Origin of the sequence: Neobittarella massiliensis (ex Bilen et al. 2018) (assembly GCF_014269355.1) — a bacterium.
GTDB lineage: Bacteria > Bacillota > Clostridia > Oscillospirales > Ruminococcaceae > Neobittarella > Neobittarella massiliensis.
On record NZ_JACOGI010000001.1, the window covers coordinates 1,570,350 to 1,594,586 of the forward strand.

A 24,237-nucleotide genomic window follows, 5' to 3' on the forward strand; every position below is an offset into this window, starting at 1 on the left:
TCGGTGTGCTAGGTCGCGCTGTATTTTGTGCCTGTGTTTGGGGCGGGGCGTTTGGTCGGTACGGCTTAAAATATATGTGTCCGCAGGCATACGACATGTTTCGGTCAAAGGCCGGGTATGCTTTTGCTGTTGCGACTTCTTAGAGGGGCCATTCAGCGCGGCTTGCCGGGGTACAGTTTTGGGAGATCTTAACAGACACTGCCAGCAGCTCTTGACAACGCCCGTACCAAAAGAGCGGCAAAGTACGCCTCTATGCTCTTTTTCGTTATGGCTGTTTCCAGTTATTACTTCCTATTTAAGAGTCACAAATTATTTGTCACAAATTGACTTTGTGTACCTACTTCTATATACTGTACATGTAAGAATGTTGTGCAGAAATACCTTCTGTTTGCGGCACGGAGGATAGCAAATGGCGGCATTGACCGGTGGTGGACAAGCGATATTTGAGTCTTTTTTAGAGAGTGTACCTCTTGAGAAAGGCGATTTTTTTATGCAGCTTTACACCCGGGAGAGCATGTCGCAGGCAGAGTTGGCGGCGTCTTTTGGCCTGCACTATTTAGCTGTAGCCCCCGGCGGCAATAAGGGGTGTATCGACTGCGCCCAGTTTTTTGAAGATGCTGATCTATTGGGCGAAGCTACCGGCGGTAAGCCGATAGCGGTGATTTATGTAGAACCCCTGTTGGCGGAGGACGACTGGATAAGTCCCCTGCTAAAAATATTTTCTGAACATGTCCTCTGCCGCGATACCGTGCTGCTGATCGGCACCCCCAATGCCGGTAATCTGTTCACCGCTGCCCGCCTACTTGACGGTCGGCTCAGCGAAGAAGACCGCTACTGCTTAAGAGGGTTTTCAGAAAAAGCGCTGCTGGATCTTTTAGCTGCCTGCGGGTTCACCTGTGAAGAAAAAAGTGGGCTGACCTTTGACCGCGAGAGTGAGCGGGCGCGTCTCACTGCATCCGACAGCATTTTTCTATCGCCGGGCAGCGACGCTTTCTCATTTATAGAAAAGCTAAAAGCGGTGAGCGACCAGGAGCTGTATACTGAGCAGTTTTGCTGGATGTGTCGCCCCGCTGCGCCGTACGCACTAAAAGATAAGGCTGTCGTTTCGCCGTTTTTGTCGATCGTCATGCGCACCCAGGGGACACGCCCGGCCAAGCTGGCAGAGGTGCTTTTGTGCTTGAGCGCCCAGACCTGTACGGATTTTGAGGTGCTGCTCATCGGCCACAAGATGGACGAGACGGGCAGGCAGCATACACAGGCGCTGATCGAACGGCAGCCGGGTTGGCTGCAGTCGCGTATTCGTCTGATCGAGGTATCGTATGGGAACCGCACCACCCCGCTCAATGTGGGCTATACTGCGGCAGGCGGCGCTTATATCTGTACGCTCGACGACGATGACCTGGTCACCTCTGACTGGGTAGAGACTTTTTATGATCTGGCCAAGCAAAACCCGGGGGCCATCCTGCACTGTTACGGCTATGCGCAGCCGTGGAGAGAGGTGGCACTGGGAGAATGTGGCCGGATGGGGCTTATCGCCGTGGGCCCGTTAGAGGATGGACACTGTGTCCCCTTTAATCTAGTGGAACATTTGCGGATCAACAATTCGCCCACTACCGTTTATGCCATACCCGCATTCATCTTCTCCCAATGTGGACTGCGCTTTTGCGAAGACCTCACCACCAATGAAGATTGGGAGCTTTTGATGCGGGCGGTCTTTATATGCGGAGTCGTCGACAGTGATCGCTGTACCTCGATCTACCGCCTCTGGCAAGCTGACAGCTCTCGTAATGCGCACTCTAGGCGTGAATGGGATGAAAACAGACAATTTGTGATGAAGAGTCTGATCGAGCAGCAGGTGCTGGTCGCCAAACCAGGGCAGCTTTTTTCGTTTGAACCCGACAGCCAGTACTTTTCCCGCCTGTACTACGACTTGGGACATGGTTTTTCTGAAAAATGTGTTGTGGACAGCAGTGGTAAAATAGAGGCCGATCTCCTGCGCTTTATCTTTCCTCTCCCACAGCGTTCCCCGCTAATCCACCTGCGCATAGATCCCGGTGAGGACGGAAATGTCGGCGTGTGGGAGCCCTGTGTCATTTTGCACTATGCACAGGGGGAAGACCGAATTATTACTGCTGCTGCGCTCAAAAGCAACGGTGCATTTTTATCGGAAGAGAGTGTCTTTATATTTACGCAACCAGATCCGCAGCTCCTTTTTCCTGAGGACCTGGTGATCGGTACACCAATAAAAGTGGAGCTCACTTGTCGCATAGAGCCGCTTAGTGACGAGCTGTGCCAGTGGGCAGAACACATGGCTGCAGAAGAAGGCATTAAGGAAGATTCGCCGCCGTCAGTAGAAAAGACTGGACCTGAAGCTGAAACTGAAACTAGACCAACCGACCTGCCACTTTGTAGCGATCCCCCACCCCCGGTAAATAAAAAAAGTTTCTTTTCCCGCTTTAAATTGCGCGGGGATAGGAGGTGATTGGCTATGAGAAAAGCATCTGTTTTGGTGCAGATCGTCTTGGCTGACGGGGACTCTCGGCAGGTAGAACGCATGCTCTCCTCGTTAGATCGGGCAGTAGAATTTGCGCACGACCAAGGCATGCTGGTACAGGTGGATGTATGCATGAGCGACTGTTCGCGCGCGCAGGTGCCGGCAGCTCGTGTGGCGTCAACACAATCATATGACTGGATCGATATAAAATATAAGTTTTCCAGTACCGTTTCAAATGCCCAGATATATAATCTAGCAGCGCAGAATGTGCAGGTTGATCATCTGGTCTTCTGCTCCGCGATCACCGTTTTTCCAGCAGATTTTTTTCTGCTGCTGCCGGGCTGGCTTACCGATCCTGATGTAGCCTGCGCTGAGGTGCGCACGATCCCATGGGGCGCTCAGCACGACTTTGATGCCGAAACTGGTACGATCTCTTGTATATCGGACAGTTGTTTGGTATTTAAGAGCTCGATCTTTACAGAGCTCGGTGGATTTGACGACCAACATTTTCCCCAATATCGGTCAATGATCGATTTATCTATAAGATTGCGATCTAATCAGTATCGTGCGGTATATATAAGCGACCATTCTGTTTTTCAGGAACCTGTCTTTCCAGACCGCGGTGATGACGACTTGAAAGGTCTTGGTGAAGTTTGGGAGAACTGGTGTCTGCTATATAAATTTGGCTGTGACTCTGCGCTGGAACGCCTGCAAAAACCCTATCAGGAGAGCTCTGTCGAAACTGAAAAAAAACTCTATCTTCAGTTTTTTAAATATAAGCAGGAGCATTTGCTGCCACTACCGATGGCCGGTATCTCCAGCGCATTACAGCTGGAATTGTGTGCGCTATGTGGTGTGCCTGCTGAAACATAAATCACGTATATAAAATGTTCATATCGAGGAGTATGTCTATGAAAAAAATCATTTCGCTCTTCCTCTCTGCTGCCATATTGGCCAGTAGCTGTATGGCCGGTTTTCTCTCACCGGCATACGCAGAGGAACCTCTCAACGAACCGTCTGTTTCACAGAATGCATCTGAACCCGCACTGTATGCGGGTACCGCTGATCTGTTTACTGGAGTTTCTCTCAGTCAAACCGAGGTGGACCCTGTCGCCAAACCCAAATTGACTTTTCGGTTCGCGCTTTCTCGCGATGCTAATTGCACCGTACAAGTTTGGAGCACCACGGGACTCGTCAGTCAAATAACGATAAACACACCGTATAAAGCCGGTGACCAGACCATTTCCTGGGATGTCCCCCAAAGCCTTGCTGATGGCAAGTACTCTTTCCGTGTCGTCTCTATTGAAAACGGAAAAGAAGCTACCGACAAGTGGGCAGATTTTGTTGTAAAGAGGTCAGCTGTGGCCATCACCGCCGGTTCGGTCAGCGCGACCACCATCGACCCCTCTAAAGGCGGCAAGCTCACCTGTAATTTTACGCTCAACCAGGCTGCTACCTGTGCAGTACAGGTTTGGAGCTCTACCGGACTAGTCGGCTATGCCTCCGGTAACCGGAGCTTTTCGGCCGGCAACAACTCGGTGGCCTGGAGTATCCTCCAAAACCTCGCCAACGGCAAGTACTCTTTCCGCATCGTAGCCATCGAAAACGGCCGCGAGGTCGCTGATCGCTGGGTCGATTTTACCGCCCAGAAAAACCAGGTGGCCATCACCGCCGGTTCGGTCAGTGCGACCACCATCGACCCCTCTAAAGGCGGCAAGCTCACCTGTAATTTCACGCTCAATCAGGCTGCCACCTGTGCAGTACAGGTGTGGAGCTCTACCGGACTGGTCGGCTATGCTTCCGGCAACCGAAACTTTTCGGCCGGCAACAACTCGGTGGCCTGGAGTATACCCCAAAACCTCGCCAACGGCAAGTACTCTTTCCGCATCGTAGCCATCGAAAACGGCCGCGAGGTCGCTGATCGCTGGGTCGATTTTACCGCCCAGAAAAACCAGGTGGCCATCACCGCCGGTTCGGTCAGCGCGACCACCATCGACCCCTCTAAAGGCGGCAAGCTCACCTGTAATTTCACGCTCAACCAGGCTGCTACCTGTGCAGTACAGGTTTGGAGCTCTACCGGACTGGTCGGCTATGCCTCTGGAAACCGGAGCTTTTCGGCCGGCAACAACTCGGTAGCCTGGAACATACCCCAAAACCTCGCCAACGGCAAGTACTCTTTCCGCATCGTAGCCATTGAAAACGGCCGCGAGGTCGCTGATCGCTGGGTAGATTTTACCGCCCAGAAAAACCAGGTGGCCATCACCGCCGGTTCGGTCAGTGCGACCACCATCGACCCCTCTAAAGGCGGCAAGCTCACCTGTAATTTCACGCTCAACCAGGCTGCTACCTGTGCAGTACAGGTGTGGAGCTCTACCGGACTAGTCGGCTATGCCTCTGGCAACCGGAGCTTTTCGGCCGGCAACAACTCGGTGGCCTGGAACATACCCCAAAACCTCGCCAACGGCAAGTACTCTTTTCGCATCGTAGCCATTGAAAACGGCCGCGAGGTCGCTGATCGCTGGGTAGATTTTACCGCTAAAATAGAATCTCTTGCCGTTACTGGTGGTTCGCTCAGTACAACGACCGTTGACCCCTCTAAAGGTGGCTCTGTATCTTGCAATTTTACTTTGAACAAAGCTGCTACCTGCTCTGTGCAGGTGTGGAACGCCACTGGTCTAGTCGGTTATGTCGTTACCAACGGCAACTTTAAGGCCGGCAGCAATTCTGTATCCTGGAGCGTGCCTCAAAATCTTGTCGACGGTAAGTATTCGTTCCGCGTTGTCGCTATGGAAAACGGGAAAGAATCTGCTGACAGATGGATGGATTTCACGGCCAAAAACAGCAGCCTGATCATATCAAATGGTTCTGTGAGTGCCAACCCTGTCAATCCTGGTGAAAAAATTTATTGTACCTTTACTCTGAATAAGCTTGCCGTATGCTCTGTGCAGATATGGAGTTCTACCGGGCTAGTAGATTACGCGACCATCGACACCTCGTACAATGCCGGGGAGAACACCGTATCTTGGATCGTTGCCAGCACTTTATCTGACGGCAAGTATTCCTTCCGGGTCGTATCTATGCAAAACGGAAAAGAGGTCGGCCAATGGATCGATTTTGAGGTGAAAAATAGTTCTTCCTCCATTAGCATCGATTCCTACGTGAGTACATTAGCAGTCGGTGAGACCCGCACTTTTAACGCCTATATCACCCCTGCCGGGGCCATGACCGTAAAGCGCTGGTACACCAACAACAACAGTGTTTTAAAATTAGAGCCCAGCGGTACAAAATTAAAGATCACGGCGCTCTCCTCCGGTACCGCCACCATCTTTGTAGAGAGCAGCACTGGTCTCACCACATCCTGTCTGATCCATGTGACAAGTGGCAGTGAGAGAGGGATCGATATCTCTAAACATCAGGGGACTATAAATAAAGACATGCTGACAGAGGCAAAGAATAGTGGCCTGAGCTTTGTCTTCATCCGTGCCAGTTACGGTTGGATGGATGATCTAAACGATCCCAATGATCTGTACGAACAAAAAGACGTTAATTTTAATAAAAACTATGAGACAGCAAAAGCTGTTGGCTTGAAAGTTGGCGCCTATCATTTTAGCTATGCAACAACGGCCAAAGAGGCCACTGCTGAGGTTCAGACCTTTTTGAAGGCGATCGATGGACGGCCCATGGACATGCCGGTCGTATACGATATTGAGCTCAACGATGTATGGGACAAGGCAGGGTTCGTCCCCACTAAGGCTGTCATTTCGCAGAATGCCAAGATCTTCTGCGATGCTGTTCGCGCCAAGGGCTATACGCCGATGATCTATGCCTCATCCAGTTTTTACAACAGCTATATCGATCCCAATATCGTTGGGGAACACCAGGTGTGGGTCGCCCATTATGATACGAGCAAGCCCTCTATCAATGTCAACTACACCTATTGGCAGTACAGCAGTGAGGGCCAGGTACCCGGCCTAAATGGCAATATCGACATGAACATCAAGCGCTGAGTACAAAACATCACGAAAAAGGTCGCTCGTTTGAGCGACCTTTTTTACATGTAGCTTTTTAATATAGACTGCTATTGGACTGTTGTTGCCGATGAGTCGGCGATCGGTATAGTGGCGGTGATCTGTGTTTTGGAGAAGATCTCTTAATACCTGGATACCCACCTCCCATTACTGGGGCTGGTCGACAGGTCACAGCGATCTTCTGTGCAAGACAGCGCTAGATGTCTCGCTATTTCTACCTACCGGAAAACACGCCCGAGCACGTTTCGTGTCTACTAGGTCGCTGATGTCCATGCAGAGGACATGTAAGGCTGGCCGGTGATCAGGGCCAGCACATTGCCCGCCGTCCCATTTTTATTTTTAAAAATGAGGACGATCAACTGGGCAACGGCAGCTGCTCATAAAAACACGGTACATACCACTTTGATAAAGAGCTAAGCTTCTAATGCGTTGGGAAGACGTGACAGCGGCTGAGTTGGGCTGAGTTGGGCTGGACTGAGCGGGACCGAGTTGACTTTTTTGTGCTTTTGGCGCTGTGGGGCGCATACGGCTTGCAGTTTCTCGGAAATCTGGTAAGATAGAGGTGAAACTGCTCCGCCGGTGTGCGGGGCGGGCCGGTATGTGAAAAAATGTGCGAAGGAGCGCGCTTATGGAAGTGACCCGCGAACAGTTTAGCTTTCCCTCCTATCAGGACCACCAGCCGGTGGCCGCCTATGTGTATCTGCCGCCGCAGCGCCCCTACCGCGGGGTGGTGCAGATCAGCCACGGCATGTGCGAGTACATCCTCCGCTACGAGCCGTTCTGCCAATTTTTGGCCCAAGCGGGCTTTGTGGTGTGCGGGGCCGACCATCTGGGCCACGGCCAGACCGCACCGGATAAGAGCGCGCTGGGGCTGTTAGGTGAAAAGAGCGGCCACCTGTTTTTGACCGAGAACCTGAACCTGCTGTGTGACCTGATGCGCAGCCGCTTTGCCGACCTGCCCTACTTTTTGCTGGGGCACAGCATGGGCTCGTTCGTGGCCCGCGACTTTTTGGCCAAGTACGGCTACAAGCTGCAGGGGGCGCTGATCAGCGGCACCAGCGGCGGCAACTCGCTGGCCGGGCTGGGCATTGCGGTGGCCAAGGCGCTGATCTTTTTGACCGGCGGTAAAAGACCCAGCCGGCTGCTGACGGCTATGGCTTTTGGCAGCTACAACAAGCGCTTTGAAAAGCGCACCCGCTACGACTGGCTGAGCCGTGATGAGGCGGTGGTGGACGCCTATATAGCCGATGCGTACTGCAACTTTATGTTTACCGCACGGGGATATTTAGACCTGTTTACCGTGCTGCGGCGGGTGTCGCAGCCGGAGTGGGCCGGCTGTGTGCCCAAGGAGCTGCCAGTGCTGCTATTTGCCGGCGAAGAGGACCCGGTGGGCGATTACGGGCAGGGGGTGAAGGCGGTATATGACCGGCTGCAGAGAGCCGGCCTGCGGCGGGTAGAGCTGAAACTGTACCCCGGCGGCCGCCACGAGATGCTCAACGAGATAAACCGGCAGGAGGTATATGCGGACGTGCGCGCCTTTTTAGAGAGCTGCCTGTGACCCGGTGACCTGATGACACGGTCTCCCCGCCCCTGCTTGGGATCAGTCTGACCACATAGTGGCCCTGCCTGTTGGTGGGGCCACTGTTTTTTAGCCAGCCCGATAGCGGTGAGACGGGCTGCCCCATAGGACCCGGGAGACGGGCGTATGCAGGTGGTGTGAGACGGCGGCGGACTCATCGGGACAGGCGACCGGCAGAAAAGAGGGCTGGTGGTGCTGCAGCGGATGCAGGACGCGGGCGGTGGCGGCGCAGCGAGGGGGACCCGGCGGGGCCCGTTTTATAAATGAGGTGCGGGGCGGGTGGGGCCCGGCACCTCTTTTTTTGAGGCGCATGATCTGGCCGATGAGACACGCCGCTATACGGGAAGGTGGATGACTTTGTGAACTGGCCCAAAAACAGATACAGTTTTTTAGAATTGTTTACAAATTGGCTCTTGACGCATTTATCTATCCTGAATAATATATATGTAGTATAGGTAATTGGAGGTGCCGCCATGGAATTTACCCAGTTTAAGCAGATCGTGTGGGACCTGGACCGCAGCATGCGCGACAGCATGGACCGGGCGCTACAGCCGCTGTACAGCCACTACGGGCTGACGGCCATGCAGGTGTTTTTGCTGATGACCCTGCGCCAGACCGGGCCGCTGAGCGTGGGACAGCTGAGTGAGCGCATGGGCATGGCCGGCGCCAACGGCTCGGCCCTGGCCAAAAAGATCGCCGGGCTGGGGCTGCTGGAGCGGCGGCGCAGCCGGGAGGACGAGCGGGTGGTGCAGATCGACCTGTCGCAGAAGGGACGCGACACCATAGACGCCATCGAGTCGCTGCTGCAGGGGGTGTACGGCCCGCTCTTATACCGGGTAGATCCCGGCACGCTGCAGACCATCGTGGACGGGCTGCGGGCGCTGGACGCGCTGCTGGACGAGATACGGGCACTGCCCATGCCCGATGACCTGGATGCGCTGCGCATCCCGTCTTTAGAGGAGGCCGCGCCGTGACTGAAGTGAAAAAGACGCCTAAAAAGCCGCTGATCTACTACGCTGTGCTGGCTTTGCTGATGCTGCTTTTATTCAATGCACTGGTGGTGCCGGCACTGCGCCAGAGCCGCACCAAGGAGGTGGATTACGGCACCTTTTTAGATATGGTGGAAAGCGGCGAGATCAGCCGGGTGGAGGTGGATGACGACCAGATCGCCTTTTTGACAAAACAGGACGGCGAAAAGCTGGTGTACGTGACCGGCCGCATGGACGACCCCCAGCTGACCGAGCGGCTGCACAGCCAGAAAGACATCACCTTTGACCGGGTGGTGCCCAAGGAGAACTCGCCCCTGGTAAACTTTTTGCTGACCTGGGTGCTGCCCACGCTGCTGCTGGTGCTGCCGGGCATTTTGCTGTTTCGCGCCATGAGCAAGCGGGCCGGCGGCGGGCCGGGCGCCATGAGCTTTGGCAAATCTAACGCCAAGGTGTACGTGCAGTCGCAGACTGGCAAGACCTTTGCCGATGTGGCCGGGCAGGAGGAGGCCAAGGAGGCGCTGAGCGAGATCGTGGACTTTTTGCACGACCCGCAGAAGTACGCCCAGATCGGCGCCAACCTGCCCAAAGGCGCGCTGCTGGTGGGGCCGCCGGGGACCGGCAAGACGCTGCTGGCCAAGGCGGTGGCCGGTGAGGCCAGCGTGCCGTTTTTCTCGATCTCGGGCTCGGAGTTCGTGGAGATGTTTGTGGGCGCCGGTGCGGCCAAGGTGCGCGACCTGTTTAAGCAGGCCCAGGAGAAGGCCCCCTGCATCGTGTTCATCGACGAGATAGACACCATCGGCAAGCGGCGGGACGGCGCCGGCATCGGCGGCAACGACGAGCGGGAGCAGACCCTCAACCAGCTGCTGACCGAGATGGACGGTTTTGACGGGCAAAAAGGGGTGGTGATCCTGGCGGCCACCAACCGGCCGGAGACGCTGGACCCGGCGCTGCTGCGGCCCGGGCGCTTTGACCGGCGCATACCGGTGGAGCTGCCCGACCTGCAGGGGCGCATAGCTATTTTGCAGGTGCACGCCAAAAACGTGAGCTGTGGGCCGGACATCGACTTTGCCGCTGTTGCCCGGGCGACCTCGGGCGCCTCGGGCGCGGAGCTGGCCAACATCGTAAACGAGGCCGCGCTGCGGGCGGTGCGCCTGGGCCGCCGGGCGGTGTCGCAGTCGGACCTGGAAGAGGCGGTAGAGGTGGTGATCGCCGGCTACCAGCGCAAAGGCGCCGTTATCTCGCCGCGCGAAAAGGAGATCGTGGCCTACCACGAGATCGGCCATGCGCTGGTGGCGGCCATGCAGACCGAGTCGGCCCCGGTGCACAAGATCACCATCGTGCCCCGCACCTCCGGCGCGCTGGGCTACACCATGCAGGTGGCCCAGGAGGAGACTTTTTTGACCACCAAGGAGGAGGCCTTTAACAAGATCGCCACCTTTACCGGCGGGCGGGCCGCTGAGGAGCTGATATTCGGCAGCCCCACCTCCGGTGCATCCAACGACATTGAGCAGGCCACCAAGCTGGCCCGGGCCATGGTGACCCGGCTGGGCATGAGCGAGCGGTTTGACATGATGGCCCTGGAGACCGGCGGCAGCCAGTACCTGGGGGGCGACGGCAGCTTATTGTGCTCGGCCCAGACGGCCGCCGAGATCGACGCCGAGGTGCTGGCGATCATTCGCAGCGCGCACCAGAAAGCCATCGACATCCTCAAGCAAAACAGCGACAAGCTGCACCAGCTGGCCCACTACCTGCTGGAGCGGGAGACCATTACCGGCGAGGAGTTCATGGATATTTTGCGCCGCAGTTGACGGCGCGCCGCCCCCGTGCGGGGGGAGCACCCCAAAAGAGGAAAACAGGAGAGCAGGAGGAATAGACTTTATGGCAAAAACGCAAAATGATCTGGGCCGCGACAGTGTGGGCCGGCTGCTTTTTAAGCTGGCCGTGCCCGCCATCACCGCCCAGCTGGTGAACATGCTCTATAACATCGTCGACCGCATCTACATCGGCCACATGGCCGGAGTGGGGGCCACCGCCCTGACCGGGGTGGGGGTCACCTTCCCCATCATTATGATCATCTCGGCCTTTTCGTCGCTCATCGGTATGGGCGGCGCGCCGCGGGCCTCGATCAAGATGGGTCAAAAGCGCGACGACGAGGCCGAGAACATTCTGGGCAACTGCGTGACCGGGCTGCTGTTCATCTCGGTGGTGCTGACGGTATTTTTCTTCTTCTTTAAAGAAAAACTGCTGCTGCTCTTTGGCGCCAGCAGCGTGACGCTGCCCTATGCGCTGGGGTACATGGACATCTACATCTGCGGCACCGTGTTCGTGCAGCTGGCACTGGGGCTCAACCCCTTTATCACCACCCAGGGCTTTGCCACCACCGGCATGCTGACGGTGGTCATCGGTGCGGTGACCAACATCGTGCTCGACCCCATCCTTATTTTTGGGCTGGACATGGGCGTGCAGGGGGCGGCGCTGGCCACCATCATCTCGCAGGCAGTATCGGCTGTTTGGGTGGTGTGGTTCTTGTCGAGCAGGCGCTCGAAGCTGCGCATCCGCCCGCACAGCTTAAAACCCAGGGCCAAGATCTTGCTGCCGGTGCTGGCGCTGGGCTGCTCGCCGTTTATCATGCAGGCCACCGAGAGCATGGTATCGGTATCGCTCAACTCGTCGCTGCAGCGCTACGGCGGCGACATCGCCGTGGGCTCGATGGCCATCCTCTCGAGCCTGATGCAGGTGCTGATGCTGCCGCTGACCGGCCTGACGCAGGGGGCCCAGCCCATCATCGGCTTTAACTACGGCGCCCAGCAAAACGACCGGGTGAAAAAGGCCTTTAAGCTGCTGCTCATCAGCTCGATGGGGTACGCGGTGTTGTTTTGGGGGCTGATGATGCTGGCGCCCAAGCCGTTCATCGCCATCTTTACCAGCGATAAGGCGCTGGCGGCGGCCACCGTGTCGGCCCTGCGGGTATACCTGGGGGCCGGGTTCATCCTGGGGGCGCAGATCGCCTGCCAGCAGACCTTTATCGCCGTGGGGCAGGCCAAGATCTCGCTGTTTTTGGCGCTGCTGCGCAAGATCTTTTTGCTCATCCCGCTCATCTACATCATGCCGGCGCTGCTGTCTGACAAGGTGTTTGCGGTGTTCTTTGCCGAGCCGGTGGCCGACATCATCGCCACTTTGACCACCGTCATCACCTTTTCGGTGCAGTTTAAAAAGATACTGGCCCGCAACGACCCCAGCCTGCACAGCCCCAAGACCGGGCCGCAGCCGGCCAGGTGACCCAACTTTAAAAAAGTGAGGTGCCCGCTATGTCTGCCATCCACCTGCTGTGCTGCCTGGACCGCGGCTACATTCCCCAGCTGCGGGTGATGCTGTGCTCGGCGCTGCAAAACGAGCCGGGCGAGCTGGCGGTGCACATTGCCCACACCGGGCTGACCGACAGCGACTTTGCCGCGATCGCCCGCGGTTTTGACCGGCAGCGGCTGCAGCTGCTGCCCGTTTGCCTGGACCCGGCGCTGTTTGCCGGGGCACCCACCCAAAAGCGCTACCCCAAGGAGATGTACTACCGGCTGTTTGCCGCCCAGTACCTGCCGCCGGCGGTGCACCGGGTGCTGTACCTGGACCCCGACACGGTGGTGATCGGCCCGCTGGGCCCGCTTTACCGCATGGATATGGGCGGCTGCCCGCTGGCGGCGGCCGGGCACCTGCACCGCTTTTTTACCCGCATAAATCAGCTGCGGCTGGGCCTGGGGCGCGACGTGCCGTACCTGAACTCGGGCGTGCTGCTCATGGACCTGGACGCGCTGCGCGCCGGGGCCGAAAAGACGCCGCCGCAGGTGTACGCGGCCATGGCCCGACTGGGCCGGTGGCGGCTGTGGCTGCCCGACCAGGACCTGCTGGCGGTGCTTTACGGCGGCGAGATCAAAGAGCTGGACGGCCGGGCATACAACGTGAGCGACCGCTACCTGCGCCTTTACAACTTAAACCCGCAAAACCGCCGGCGCCGCTTTGACGCCGACTGGGTGCGCCGGCACGGGGTCATCATCCACTACTTTGGCAAAAACAAACCCTGGAAGCCCGGCTACCGCGGTGTGCTGGGCGGCTACTACCACCAATACGACCAGATACAGCGCCGGCTGGCTGCCGGTGGCGACGACCCCATAAAGGAGGCAACGATACCGTGAACTGGCTGCAGAGATTTATGTACGGGCGCTACGGCGTAGACCCGCTGGGTATAGCCCTGCTGGTGCTCTATATGGTGCTCTCGATGATCGGGGCGTTTTGGCACTCGGCGGTGTACGCGCTGCTCATCCTGATCTTTCCGCTGATCATATTGCTGCGCTTTCTGTCGCGCAATATCGACGCCCGCAAGCGGGAGAACGACTGGTTTTTGTCATGGTTCCCCGGCTTTAAAGATCGGGCGCAGGGCACCGTGCAGAGCGCGGGCAGCTGGTGGCAGCGCAAACAGCAGCAGGCGCAGAAAAAGGCGGCCGACCGGGCCAATTACCGCTACTTTACCTGCCCTAAGTGCCGCCAGAAGCTGCGCCTGCCCAGGGGGCGCGGCAAGATAGAGATCACCTGCCCCAAGTGCCAGCACAAATTTATAAAAAAGACCTAGCCAAAAAAGGGCCGTCCCACAGCTGTGGAGCGGCCCTTTTTTGGCCGGCGGCGGCAGATACGCATTGTGGCCGGGCGGCAACTGTGTTAAAATGAAGTATATATGTCGGTTTTATCGGGCCCGCTAAAATGCGCGCCCGGCACAGGAGGCCTGCTATGCACACCATCTACCTTATCGCCGGTATGCCCGGCACTGGAAAGACCACTTTTTCTACCCATTTTGCCCGGCAGCGGCACATGCCGCTATTTTGCAAAGACGCCATGAAGGAGCTCTTGTTCGACACGGTGGGCTTTGCCTCGCCGGCGGCCAAACAAAAGCTGGACGTGGCCAGCACCCAGCTGCTCTACTACGCCGCTGCCGCCCAGATGCAGACCGGCGGCGACGTGATGATCGAGAGCAATTTTACCCGGGCCGACGTGCCGGACGTGCAGGCGCTGTGCGACCGATACGGCTACCGCCCGGTGACGGTGCTGTTTGACGGCGACCTGGACGCGGTATTTGAGCGGGTGTGCCGGCGGGACCTGAGCCCCGACCGGCACCCGGCCCACGCGATACCCGACTGCTACCCCGCCCCCGGCGGACAGAAGAAAAAGCCCGACGCGCCGCTGATGCAGCGAGACCAGTTTTTTGACATGGTAGAGAGCTGGGGCTCGCGGGAATTTTGCGTGGGGCGCCGGCTGGTGGTGGACGCCACCGACCTGGATAAACTGGATTTTGCGCGTATCGCCGCGCAGATAGACGAGTTGGAGGACTGCTGAATGAAAACGCTGAGACCATTTCCGAAAGACTTTTTGTGGGGGGCCGCCACCAGCGCCTATCAGGTGGAGGGGGCTGCCCAGCTGGAGGGCAAAAAGCTCTCGCAGCAGGATGTGATCAACCGCCGCCCCGGCGTGGCCGACGCCGAGGTGGCCAGCGACCACTACCACCGCTATAAAGAGGATGTGGCCCTGATGAAAGAGCTGGGGCTGCGCTCGTACCGCTTTTCTTTGGCCTGGGCGCGCATCTTCCCCGACGGGGTGGGCGACCCCAACCCGCAGGGAGTACAGTTTTACCACCACCTGCTCGACGAGCTGCAAAAGGCCGGCATCACCCCCATCGTGACGCTGTACCACTACGACATGCCGCTGGCGCTGGTGGAAAAATACGACGGCTGGATAGACCGGCAGAGCGTGGCCGACTTTGCCTACTACACCGAATTTGTGCTGCGGGAGTACGGCAGCAAGGTAAAGTACTGGCTGACCATCAACGAGCAGTCGATCATCGTGCAGTACTGGACCAAGAAGAACCTGATCCCCGAGAAATACCTGGATGACCCGCAGGTGCGCTACCAGATCAACCACCACATGAACCTGGCCCACGCCACCGCCTGCAAGCTGGTGCACCAGCTGGTGCCGGGCGGCATGGTGGGGGCGGCCATCAACACCGCCCCCATCTACCCGCTGACCAGCACCCCCTGCGACGTGATGGCCGCCCAGAACGCGCTGGACGTGCGCAACCTGTTTTACCTGGACGTGTACTTTAAGGGCCAGTACAACAAAGCCGCCTTCATCTACCTGGAGGAGATGGGAGTGGCCCCCAAGATAGAGCCGGGCGACCTGGAGCTGTTTCGGGAGGGATACTCGGACTTTTTGGCCCTCAACTACTACTCCAGCGACTGCGCCAAGTTCCCCCCGCCGGACGCCCAGCGCACCGAGAGCGGGGTCAACTACACCGGCAAAAAGGGCGAGATCGACTCGTACGAGACGATGCCCGACTTTTTCCAGATCGTGCGCAACCCCAACTGCGACACCACCGACTGGGACTGGGCCATTGACCCCACCGGGCTGGAGTGCCTGCTGCGCGACATCTACACCCGCTACGGCAAGCCGCTGATGATCACCGAGAACGGCCTGGGCTTTTTTGACAAGCTGGAGGACGACGGGACTGTTCACGACGACTACCGCATAGACTATCTGCGCAGCCACATCCGGGCGGTACAGCGGGCCATGCACTACGGGGTGGAGGTGCTCTCGTACAACCCCTGGTCGTTCATGGACCTGCTCAGCACCGAAAATGGCTACCAGAAGCGCTATGGCTTTGTGTATGTAGACCGGGGCGAAGAGGACCTGCGCACGCTGGACCGCATAAAAAAAGACAGCTATTACTGGTACCAGCAGGTGATCGCCAGCGGCGGCCAAAAGCTGTAGACGGCGCCGGACGACACCGGGAGCAGAGAGGAGAGCAGGGATGGAAAAAGAGAGACCGCGCACCCTGACCAGCCGCCTGCTGCCGGTCCTCTACACGGCGGTGGCGGTGGCGCTGGTGGGGCTGCTGGCATATGTGGGAGCGCGCTCACAGCTGCCGGGGATGAAGCTGTCGGCGCCGGCGCCGCACACGCTAAGCAGCGGCTGGCGGCTGGTGCGCGACGGCGACAGCTGGCCGGCGGCGCTGCCGCTGGAAGTGGACGGCGACGAGGTGCTCCTCAAGATCGAGCTGCCCCAGCTAAAGGCCGGGGACATGCTCTTGTTCCCCAGCCGCTTTCAGAAGGTACAGGTATCGGTAGAGGGGCAGGTGCTGCTGGACTACGGCTACAGCCAACCAGCGCCGCTGGGCGCTCTGCTGGGAGACGTGCTGTGCCAGGTGCCGCTGGCGCCGGGGCACAGCGGGCACACGCTGACGCTGCGGCTGGAGCTGGACGGCCGGTATCCCAACCGGGCGGGGCTTGCGGAGATGTACCTCGACCAGCAGGGCACGCTGTACAGCTACCTGCTGCAAAAGGAACTGCCCAAGATCCTGTGTATCTCTATCTTTTTGCTGGTGGGCGTCGCGCTGTGCGCGGGCTATGTGCTGCAGCTGTGTAAAAAGGCGGTATCGAGCTACAAGAACCTGCTGTACCTGGGCTGTTTTGTGCTGCTGGCGGCGGTATGGGTGTGGAGCGACAGTTTGCTGGGGCAGCTCGCCTTTTCAAACAGCGTGGGGGTGTGCCTGGTCTCGTTTTTCAGCTTTATGCTGCTGCCGGCGCCGCTTTTGGGCATGGTGGGCACCACCTGCCCCAGCGCCAAACGCTATACCCATCTGCTGCAGGACCTGATACTGGGCAACATACTGGTGCAGACGGCGCTGTACCTGTTCAATGTAGTGGACTACCCGGTACTGCTGCCCGTCACCCACCTGCTGCTGCTTTTCAGCGCCGGGTATATGACCTGGCTGCTGGTGCGGCAGGTGCGGCGGCAGCGCTCCCCCTATGCGCGGGATATGCTGCTGGCGCTGGGCTTTCTTGGCGCGTCGGCACTGGTGAGCCTGGCCATGTTTTATATCGATCTGTCGCTGGACAAGAGCACCGTATTCTGCCTGGGGCTGATGGTGTTCATCCTCATACTGTGCTACAGTTCGGTGCGGTGGCTGTTTACCCTGCAGGGCAGCCACACCGAGATGGTGCTGTACCGCAAGCTGGCCTATACCGACGTGATGACCCACACCCAAAACCGCATCGCCTTCGAGACCTTTTTGGAGGAGCGGCGGGCTGGCGGGCCGGACCAGCCGCCACTGGAGGTGTACATGTTTGACATCAACGGCCTGAAATCGGTCAACGACGAGCAGGGGCACCAGGCCGGAGATCAGGTCATTCGCGACGCGGCCGACATCATCCGCGCGGTGCTGGGGGGCCTGGGCACGCTGTACCGCATCGGCGGCGACGAGTTCGTGGCCATTTTGCAGGACGCCCGCCACCCCCGCAGCCACTATGCCCGGCTGCTGCAAAAAGCGGTGGCCGACCACAACCGCCAGCTGCCCCAGCCGGCCTTTACGATCGCTATGGGCAGCGCCAGCAGCCGCACCTTTCCCCAGCTGACCATCGATCAGCTGCTGGAGATCGCCGACCGGCAGATGTACCGCGACAAGGACCGGCAAAAAGCGGGCCAGCCGCTCGAGGGCCGTTAGACGGTAAAACCAAACGGGCTAAACTAAAAAAAGAGAGGTCTTCTGCGTGCAGAGGACCTCTCTTTTTGCGGGGCGGGAGCTTGGCGGCCGGGAGAAGATCAGGCCGGGGGCGGTTGCAGCAGGGTGAAGTGGTTGCGGCAGTAATCGAGCACACCTTCGCGGCGCAGGCGACTCAACTCGGCAGACATGGCACTGCGGTCGACCGACAGGTAATCGGCCAGCTGCTGCCGGTCGAAGGGGATATCGAACTGGGCGCTGCCCTGACGCCCCGACTCGGCCGAGAGATAAGAGAGCAGCTTTTGGCGGGTGGTGCGCTGGGCCATGTGGGTGAGCTTTTCGTGAAAGCGCAGATTTTTGCCGGCCATATCGGCCAGCAGATTGCGCACCACCCGGCTGTGAAAGCCGCAGGCGGCGCTGCAGGTGGTGAGCACCCGCCCCACCTCTAAAAACAGCACCGTGGCGGGGCTGTCGGCAACCACCCCGATATCCAGCACCGCGCCGGGGGTGCAGGCAAAAGACTCGGCAAACAGCTGGCCGGGCTGTACCCGGGAGAGAATGTTGCGGTTGCCCCAAAAATCCTCCTGGGCGATGTGGGCGGTGCCTCCCAGCAGCAGGCCCAGCGCGGTGGCCCGCTCGCCCGGCCGCAGGATGAAATCACCTTTGGCGAAGGCTGCGGCACGGGCCCCCAGACAGCCGAGCATGGCGGCGACCTCGTCGGCCTGTACACCGGAAAACAGCACCGACTTTTGGACGATGGGAAAATAAGGGGTGATATCTGGCTGCATAAGCGCTCCTTTTGTTGGATAAACAACATACTTGTTTGTTTTATTATAGTACCCTAAAAACACCAAGTCAATGCATCGGGCGGTCACATGAGCCGGCCGGCGCCAGACGCGGCGTGCGCGCCGCGCCGTAAGGAGGAACGCGAGATGGATACCAAGATGTTTTGTTTTCAGTGTGAGCAGACCGCCGGCTGTGCCGGCTGCACCGGCAGCGCCGGGGTGTGCGGTAAGACCGCTGCCACCGCCCAGCTGCAGGACGCGCTGACCGGGGCGCTGTGCGGGCTGGCGCGGGCGGCCATGGATGGCGGCGCCGACAGCGATACCGACCGCCTGATCATCGAGGGGCTGTTTGCCACCTTGACCAACGTCTCTTTTGACGACCGGGCGCTAGAGCAGCTGCTCGCGCGGGCAGAGCGCGAAAAAGAGCGGCTGCAGCCCGGCTGTGCCGGCTGCGCCGCCCCTTGCGGCAAGGTGGAAAATTATGATCTGGCCGCGCTGTGGGGCGGGCCGGATGAAGATGTGCGCTCGCTGAAATCGCTTATTTTATTCGGGCTGCGGGGCATGGCCGCCTACGCCCACCACGCGCGGGCGCTGGGACACAGCGACGAGCAGGTAAACACCTTTTTTTACCGGGCGCTGTACGCGCTGGGCGAGGACCTGACGGTGCCCCAGCTGCTGCCTTTGGCGCTGCAGCTGGGAGAGGTGAACCTGCGCTGCATGGGGCTTTTAGACGGGGCCAATACCGGCGCCTACGGCGCACCGGTACCCACCGAGGTGACCATGACGGTGCAGCCGGGGCCGTTTATCGTGATATCGGGCCACGACCTGCACGACCTGAAACTGCTGCTGGAGCAGACGGTGGGGACCGGGGTATCGGTCTACACCCACGGCGAGATGCTGCCGGCCCACGCCTACCCGGCCCTGCATGCCTACCCCCAGCTGAAGGGGCACCTGGGCACCGCCTGGCAGAACCAGCAGCGGGAGTTCGCCGATCTGCCGGCGCCCATCCTGTTCACCACCAACTGCATCATGCCGCCTAAGTCGAGCTATGCCGACCGGGTGTTCACCACCGGCGTGGTGTCGTTTGCCGGGGCAGCGCACATTGGCCCCGAGCGCGACTTTACGCCGCTCATCGCACGGGCCAAGCAGCTGGGCGGCTATGCGCAGCCCCACACCTTTACCGGCATAAACGGCGGCAGCAAGCTGACCACCGGCTTTGGCCGCGACGCAGTGCTGGCCCACGCCGACGAGGTGCTGGCGGCCATCTCCCGCGGGGATATCCGCCACATCTTTTTGGTGGGCGGCTGCGACGGCGCCCGGCCCGGCCGCAGCTACTACACCGAATTTGTACAGCAGACCCCGCCGGACACGCTGGTACTCACGCTGGCCTGCGGCAAGTTTCGCTTTAACGACCTGGACCTGGGACAGGTGGCGGGGCTGCCCCGGATCATGGATATGGGCCAGTGTAACGACGCCTACAGCGCCATCCAGGTGGCGCTGGCGCTGGCCGAGGCGCTGGGCTGCGGCGTCAACGACCTGCCGCTGTCGATGGTGCTCTCCTGGTACGAGCAAAAGGCGGTCTGCATACTGCTGACGCTTTTGCACCTGGGGGTGCAAAACATCCGCCTGGGGCCCACGCTGCCGGCTTTCCTCTCCCCCGGCATTTTGCAGTACCTGGTAAAGCACTACCACATCGCCCCCATCACCACCCCCCAGCAGGACCTGCAGGCGCTGCTGGGCCGGTGAGCGCAGCGGCCCCATCGCCGCCGGCCGCCCCGGTAAAATAAGAGCAGGGCCCGCACCGAGCACGGTGCGGGCCCTGCTTTTTGAGGACCGATAGAGACAGTACAGGGGGTTTACTCCACCGACTTGAGCGACTCTACCATATCCACTTTTTTGAGCTTATAGTGCATGGCGAAATTTACCAGCAGCGAAAATACCACCGTCAGCAGCGCAGCCAGCAGGTAGCTCAGGGCGCTGATATCGCGGCCGAACATGATGGAATCGATCTCGGCGGTGGTGATGACGAACCGGTGCAGAGCGATGCCCACCAGCAGCCCGGCGGCCACCCCAAATACGGTGAGGAAGATATTTTCCCGGTAAATATAGGCCGAGACCTCGCGGTCGGTAAAGCCCAGCACCTTGATGGTGGCGATCTCGCGGATGCGCTCGCCCACATTGATGTTGGTGAGGTTGTAGAGCACCACAAAGGCCAGCAGCCCGGCACAGACGATGAGCACGATGACCACGTAGTTGAGCGAGCCGATGGTGTCGTCGAAATTGTCCTCGATGCCGGAGGTGTAGCTGACGGTGAGCACGCCGTCCTGCGCCAGCAGGTATGCCGACAGGCTCTCTTCGGCCTGCTGGCCGCCGTTTTGCTGCAAAATACCTAGCGCCGCGTTGTAGGCCGGGGCGGCACCGAACACCTTCATGTAGTAACTGGGGCTCATGTACAGGTAGTGGCCGGCGTAGTTTTCGGTGATGTCGGCGATCTTTAAGGTGTAGCGCACGTTCTCGTCGCCCACCAGGTAGATCTCGTCGCCGGCTGAGACGTGCAGCAGCTGAGCCAGCTTCTCGTCGATGACGGCGCCGTCGTCGCCCAGCGCATAGGGTTTTTTGTCGCTGCGGTGGCGCAGCAGCACGTAATCAGAGAGCTGCTCGACCTTTTCAGGCACGAAGAGGTAGGCGTCGTACTCGCGGCTGCCGTGGCCCACGGTGCTGTTTTTCTGCCGCACCAGCAGACTTTTTTGCAGCTCGTCGCGGCCCTGCAGCATATCGGCAAAGCGGGCCCGGTCGCCTTTGACCTGATCCTCGTCGAAGACGATGGTGGTGTCCTGCCGGGTGAGCGTGCCGAACTGATTTTTGACGATGCCGGAGATAGAGTCTTTTACCCCAAAGCCGGTGAGCATGAGCGCGGTACAGCCGGCGATGCCCAGCACCGTCATGAAGATGCGCTTTTTATAGCGAAACAGGTTGCGGGCGGTCACTTTGCCGGTAAAGCTGAGGCGCCGCCAGATGAAGTTCACCCGCTCGAGCAGCACCCGCTTGCCGGCTTTGGGCGCCTTGGGGCGCATCAGCTGACTGGGCTGCTCGCGCAGCTCGCCCAGGCAGACCGAGATGACCGACAGCCCCGCACAGGCCGCCGCCCCCAGCGTGATCCACAGAGCGTAGTTCCAGCGGAACGGGGCGACGACGTCGATCATGCGGTACATGATGCCGTAGGCGCCGAAGATGATGCCGGGGAACAGCTTAAAGCCGATGAGCAGCCCCACCACTGCGCCCAGCACCGCCGCCGACACCGCGTACACCAGGTACTTGGCGGCGGTGGCCCAGGAGCCGTAACCCAGCGCCTTGATGGTGCCGGCCTGGGTGCGCTGCTCCTCTACCATGCGGGTCATGGTAGTGATGCACACCAACGCCGCCACCAGGATAAAGAACACCGGGAACACCAGCGAGATGTTGTTGATGCGGTCGGCGTCCTGCTCGAAACCGGCATAGCCGGTGTTTTGCTGGCGGGAGTTGATGTACCACACCGGCACCTTGATCTTCTGCAGCTCGGCACGGCCGTCGTCGATCTTCTGCTGGCCGTCGCGCATCTGCTGCTCAAAGTCCGCCAACGCCACCTGGTAGTCGGCCATGCCCTGATCGTACTCGGCTTGGCCCTGGTCGATCTGCTGGGCGGCCTGCTGCAGCTGCGCCTCGCCTTCTGCCTTTTGCTGGTCAAACTGGGCTTTTGCCTGGGCGTAGCCGGAGGCCGCCTGGTCGAGATAGCCCTTTACCTGGGCGGCGTTTTGCTGCAGCTGCGCATACTGGGGCTGCAGCTGGTCGTACTGGGCCGTCAGCTGGGCGTAGAGCGCCTGCTGCTCGGCCGGCAGTGCCGCCGGGTCGCCCATGGCGTCGATCTGCGCCTTGAGCCCCTCTACTTTGGGGCCCATCTGGGCCACGGCGGCGGCCAGCTGGTCGTATTTTACCTGCAGGTCGTCACGGGTCTTTTTGACCTCGTCGATCTGCGCCTGACCCTGGGTGATCCCGGACTCGTAGAGCTGGCGGTTCTCGGCCAGCTGCTGGCGGCCCGACTCCAGCTGGGCATAGGCGTCGTCGAGCTTTTGCCTGGCGGCCCCCAGCTCGGCCTCGCCGGCTACCCGGCCGTCGTCGAGTTCTTTCTGGGCGTCGTCGAGCTGTTTCTCAGCCTCGCCGAACACCTCGTCGTAGCGGATCTGCGCCCGCTCCTCACCCACCGCCTCCAGCGTTTTTACCCCGTCGTCGCGCAGGGTCTTGTACGCATCGGAAAAGCAGTCGAGCGCCTTGGCGCCGGTAAAGGTGATGTAGGCCTCGGTGTACACCTCGGTGGTGAAATCGTCGGCGGGGATATAGAGATAGTCGGACACCTTGCCGCTGCCGATGGAGGAGGAGCCCAGCTCGTAGGTGACATACAGCGGGCTCTGCACCCGGCCGACGATGGTGTATTCGGCGGTGCGCAGGTTATCCTCCACCTGGGTGTTGCCCGAGTCGGACTGCAGCACCAGCTTGTCGCCGATCTGGTAGCCGTCGCCGAACATCTCGGTGGCGTTGATGGCGCATTCGCCGCTGTTTTGGGGCAGCCGCCCCTCGACGACGAGCGGCCGGTTGAGGGTATCGCCGGGGTCGTAAGAGAGGGCCTTGACGACGGTGTCTTTGCCGCCCATTTTCACGATGACATCCAGCGAGTAGCCCGGCTGCACCGTTTTGACCCCTTCGGCCGCGCGCAGGGCAGCCAGGTCGTCGCCGTTGATGCCGTAGGTGGAAAGCGCCTTGGCATCCATGAGATCCTGATCGTCGAAATAGGTGTCGCCGGTGAGTTTCATATCCGGCCCGGTGGCCTTGATACCGGCAAAAAAGCCGGCCCCCAGCGCCACGATGAGAAAGATGGACAAAAAACGGCTGCGGGTCTTTTTGATCTCCCGCAGAGTATCTTTGGCCAGCGGGCCAAAAAGCGAGCGCCGGCGCTTTTTGGCCTGGGGCCCCTGCTGCCCGCTCACCACTCGATTTCCTCGACCGGGGTGGGGGACGGATTTTCAACCATCGAGCGCACCTGGCTATTTTTGATCTTGATGACCCGGTCGGCCATGGGGGTGAGCGCGGTGTTGTGGGTGATGACCACCACCGTGGTACCGGTCTCGCGGCAGGTGTTTTGCAGCAGGGCCAGCACCTCTTTACCGGTCTGGTAATCCAGGGCGCCGGTGGGCTCGTCGCAGAGCAGCAGTTTGGGCCGCTTGGCCAGAGCCCGAGCGATGGCTACCCGCTGCTGCTCGCCGCCCGAGAGCTGGGCGGGAAAGTTCGAGAGCCGCTCGCCCAGCCCCACCTGGCGCAGCACCTCGGCGGCGTCTTGCGGGTCGCGGCAGATCTGTGCGGCCAGCTCTACGTTCTCGGTGGCGGTAAGGTTTTGCACCAGGTTATAAAACTGAAATACAAAGCCGATATCGTACCGGCGGTAGTCGATCATCTGGCGGCGGTTAAAGGCGCTGACTACTTTGCCGTCGACGATGATCTCGCCGCCGTCACAGGTATCCATCCCCCCCAGCATATTGAGCACAGTGGTCTTACCCGCCCCTGAGGGGCCCACGATGACACAAAATTCCCCTTTTTCTATCTCGAAGGTGATACCGTTGGCGGCGGCGATGGTCACCTCACCCATCTTATAGCGTTTCATCACGTCCCGAAATTGCACAAAGCTGTTCAATGCGATCGATTCCTCCTGCCTGTGCGGGCGCCGGTGGCCGCGATAGGGCCGGTGGGCAGCACACAGTTCTATATATAGATAAGTATAGCGCATCCGCCGGCTCTTTTCAT

The 24,237-nt window shown here is 59.5% G+C and carries 16 protein-coding genes; 13 read left to right on the forward strand and 3 right to left on the reverse strand.

Annotated elements, in window-relative coordinates; genetic code table 11:
- Positions 1-409 precede the first annotated feature (409 nt).
- From H8K20_RS07215 to H8K20_RS07270, 12 genes are all read left to right on the forward strand, one after another.
- Positions 410-2,482 carry a glycosyltransferase family 2 protein gene (locus H8K20_RS07215; protein ID WP_186487933.1) on the forward strand — a complete coding sequence of 691 codons (2,073 nt, stop codon included), beginning with the start codon at positions 410-412 and terminating at the stop codon, positions 2,480-2,482.
- A gap of 6 nt (positions 2,483-2,488) precedes the next feature.
- Complete coding sequence (locus tag H8K20_RS07220) at positions 2,489-3,367, forward strand: glycosyltransferase family 2 protein (protein WP_186487934.1); 879 nt, start codon at positions 2,489-2,491, stop codon at positions 3,365-3,367.
- Between the two features lie 488 nt (positions 3,368-3,855).
- Entirely contained in the window at positions 3,856-6,501 is a 2,646-nt protein-coding gene (locus H8K20_RS14200; RefSeq protein WP_186487935.1) for a GH25 family lysozyme, read from the forward strand.
- Between the two features lie 649 nt (positions 6,502-7,150).
- A complete protein-coding gene (locus H8K20_RS07230) occupies positions 7,151-8,080 on the forward strand; it encodes an alpha/beta fold hydrolase (RefSeq protein ID WP_105205513.1) in 930 nt (309 codons plus the stop codon).
- 494 nt (positions 8,081-8,574) lie between these two features.
- Positions 8,575-9,075: a MarR family winged helix-turn-helix transcriptional regulator gene (locus H8K20_RS07235; RefSeq protein WP_105205511.1), complete on the forward strand. Its 501-nt coding sequence runs from the start codon at positions 8,575-8,577 to the stop codon at positions 9,073-9,075.
- Entirely contained in the window at positions 9,072-10,898 is a 1,827-nt protein-coding gene (gene ftsH, locus H8K20_RS07240) for an ATP-dependent zinc metalloprotease FtsH (RefSeq protein WP_341480830.1), read from the forward strand. Before H8K20_RS07235 ends, ftsH begins: the two co-directional genes overlap by 4 nt.
- Before the next feature lie 70 nt (positions 10,899-10,968).
- Positions 10,969-12,369, forward strand: a complete 1,401-nt coding sequence (locus tag H8K20_RS07245) for an MATE family efflux transporter (RefSeq protein ID WP_105205510.1) — start codon at positions 10,969-10,971, stop codon at positions 12,367-12,369.
- Positions 12,370-12,398: 29 nt separating this feature from the next.
- Entirely contained in the window at positions 12,399-13,274 is an 876-nt protein-coding gene (locus H8K20_RS07250; RefSeq protein ID WP_186487936.1) for a glycosyltransferase family 8 protein, read from the forward strand.
- The gene (locus tag H8K20_RS07255) at positions 13,271-13,708 is read left to right on the forward strand and encodes a zinc ribbon domain-containing protein (protein WP_186487937.1); all 438 of its coding nucleotides are present in this window, start codon (positions 13,271-13,273) and stop codon (positions 13,706-13,708) included. The genes H8K20_RS07250 and H8K20_RS07255 overlap by 4 nt, the downstream gene beginning before the upstream one ends.
- Positions 13,709-13,863: 155 nt before the next feature.
- The gene (locus H8K20_RS07260; RefSeq protein WP_164998263.1) at positions 13,864-14,466 is read left to right on the forward strand and encodes a P-loop nucleotide/nucleoside kinase family protein; all 603 of its coding nucleotides are present in this window, start codon (positions 13,864-13,866) and stop codon (positions 14,464-14,466) included.
- The gene (locus tag H8K20_RS07265) at positions 14,467-15,894 is read left to right on the forward strand and encodes a glycoside hydrolase family 1 protein (protein WP_186487938.1); all 1,428 of its coding nucleotides are present in this window, start codon (positions 14,467-14,469) and stop codon (positions 15,892-15,894) included.
- 40 nt (positions 15,895-15,934) lie between these two features.
- Positions 15,935-17,626, forward strand: coding sequence for a GGDEF domain-containing protein (locus H8K20_RS07270; protein WP_186487939.1), 1,692 nt, complete (start codon positions 15,935-15,937; stop codon positions 17,624-17,626).
- A 98-nt stretch (positions 17,627-17,724) separates the two neighbouring features.
- Here the strand turns inward: H8K20_RS07270 and H8K20_RS07275 are convergent, their stop codons facing one another.
- The gene (locus H8K20_RS07275; RefSeq protein WP_105205504.1) at positions 17,725-18,411 is read right to left on the reverse strand and encodes a Crp/Fnr family transcriptional regulator; all 687 of its coding nucleotides are present in this window, start codon (positions 18,409-18,411) and stop codon (positions 17,725-17,727) included.
- Positions 18,412-18,555: 144 nt separating this feature from the next.
- On the opposite strand from H8K20_RS07275, the gene hcp reads away from it, so the two are divergent.
- Entirely contained in the window at positions 18,556-20,154 is a 1,599-nt protein-coding gene (gene hcp / locus H8K20_RS07280; protein WP_186487940.1) for a hydroxylamine reductase, read from the forward strand.
- A 110-nt stretch (positions 20,155-20,264) separates the two neighbouring features.
- Here hcp and H8K20_RS14205 read toward each other — a convergent pair whose 3' ends face one another.
- Entirely contained in the window at positions 20,265-23,426 is a 3,162-nt protein-coding gene (locus H8K20_RS14205) for an FtsX-like permease family protein (RefSeq protein ID WP_186487941.1), read from the reverse strand.
- Complete coding sequence (locus H8K20_RS07290) at positions 23,423-24,127, reverse strand: ABC transporter ATP-binding protein (protein ID WP_279287430.1); 705 nt, start codon at positions 24,125-24,127, stop codon at positions 23,423-23,425. Before H8K20_RS07290 ends, H8K20_RS14205 begins: the two co-directional genes overlap by 4 nt.
- Between the last annotated feature and the right edge of the window lie 110 nt (positions 24,128-24,237).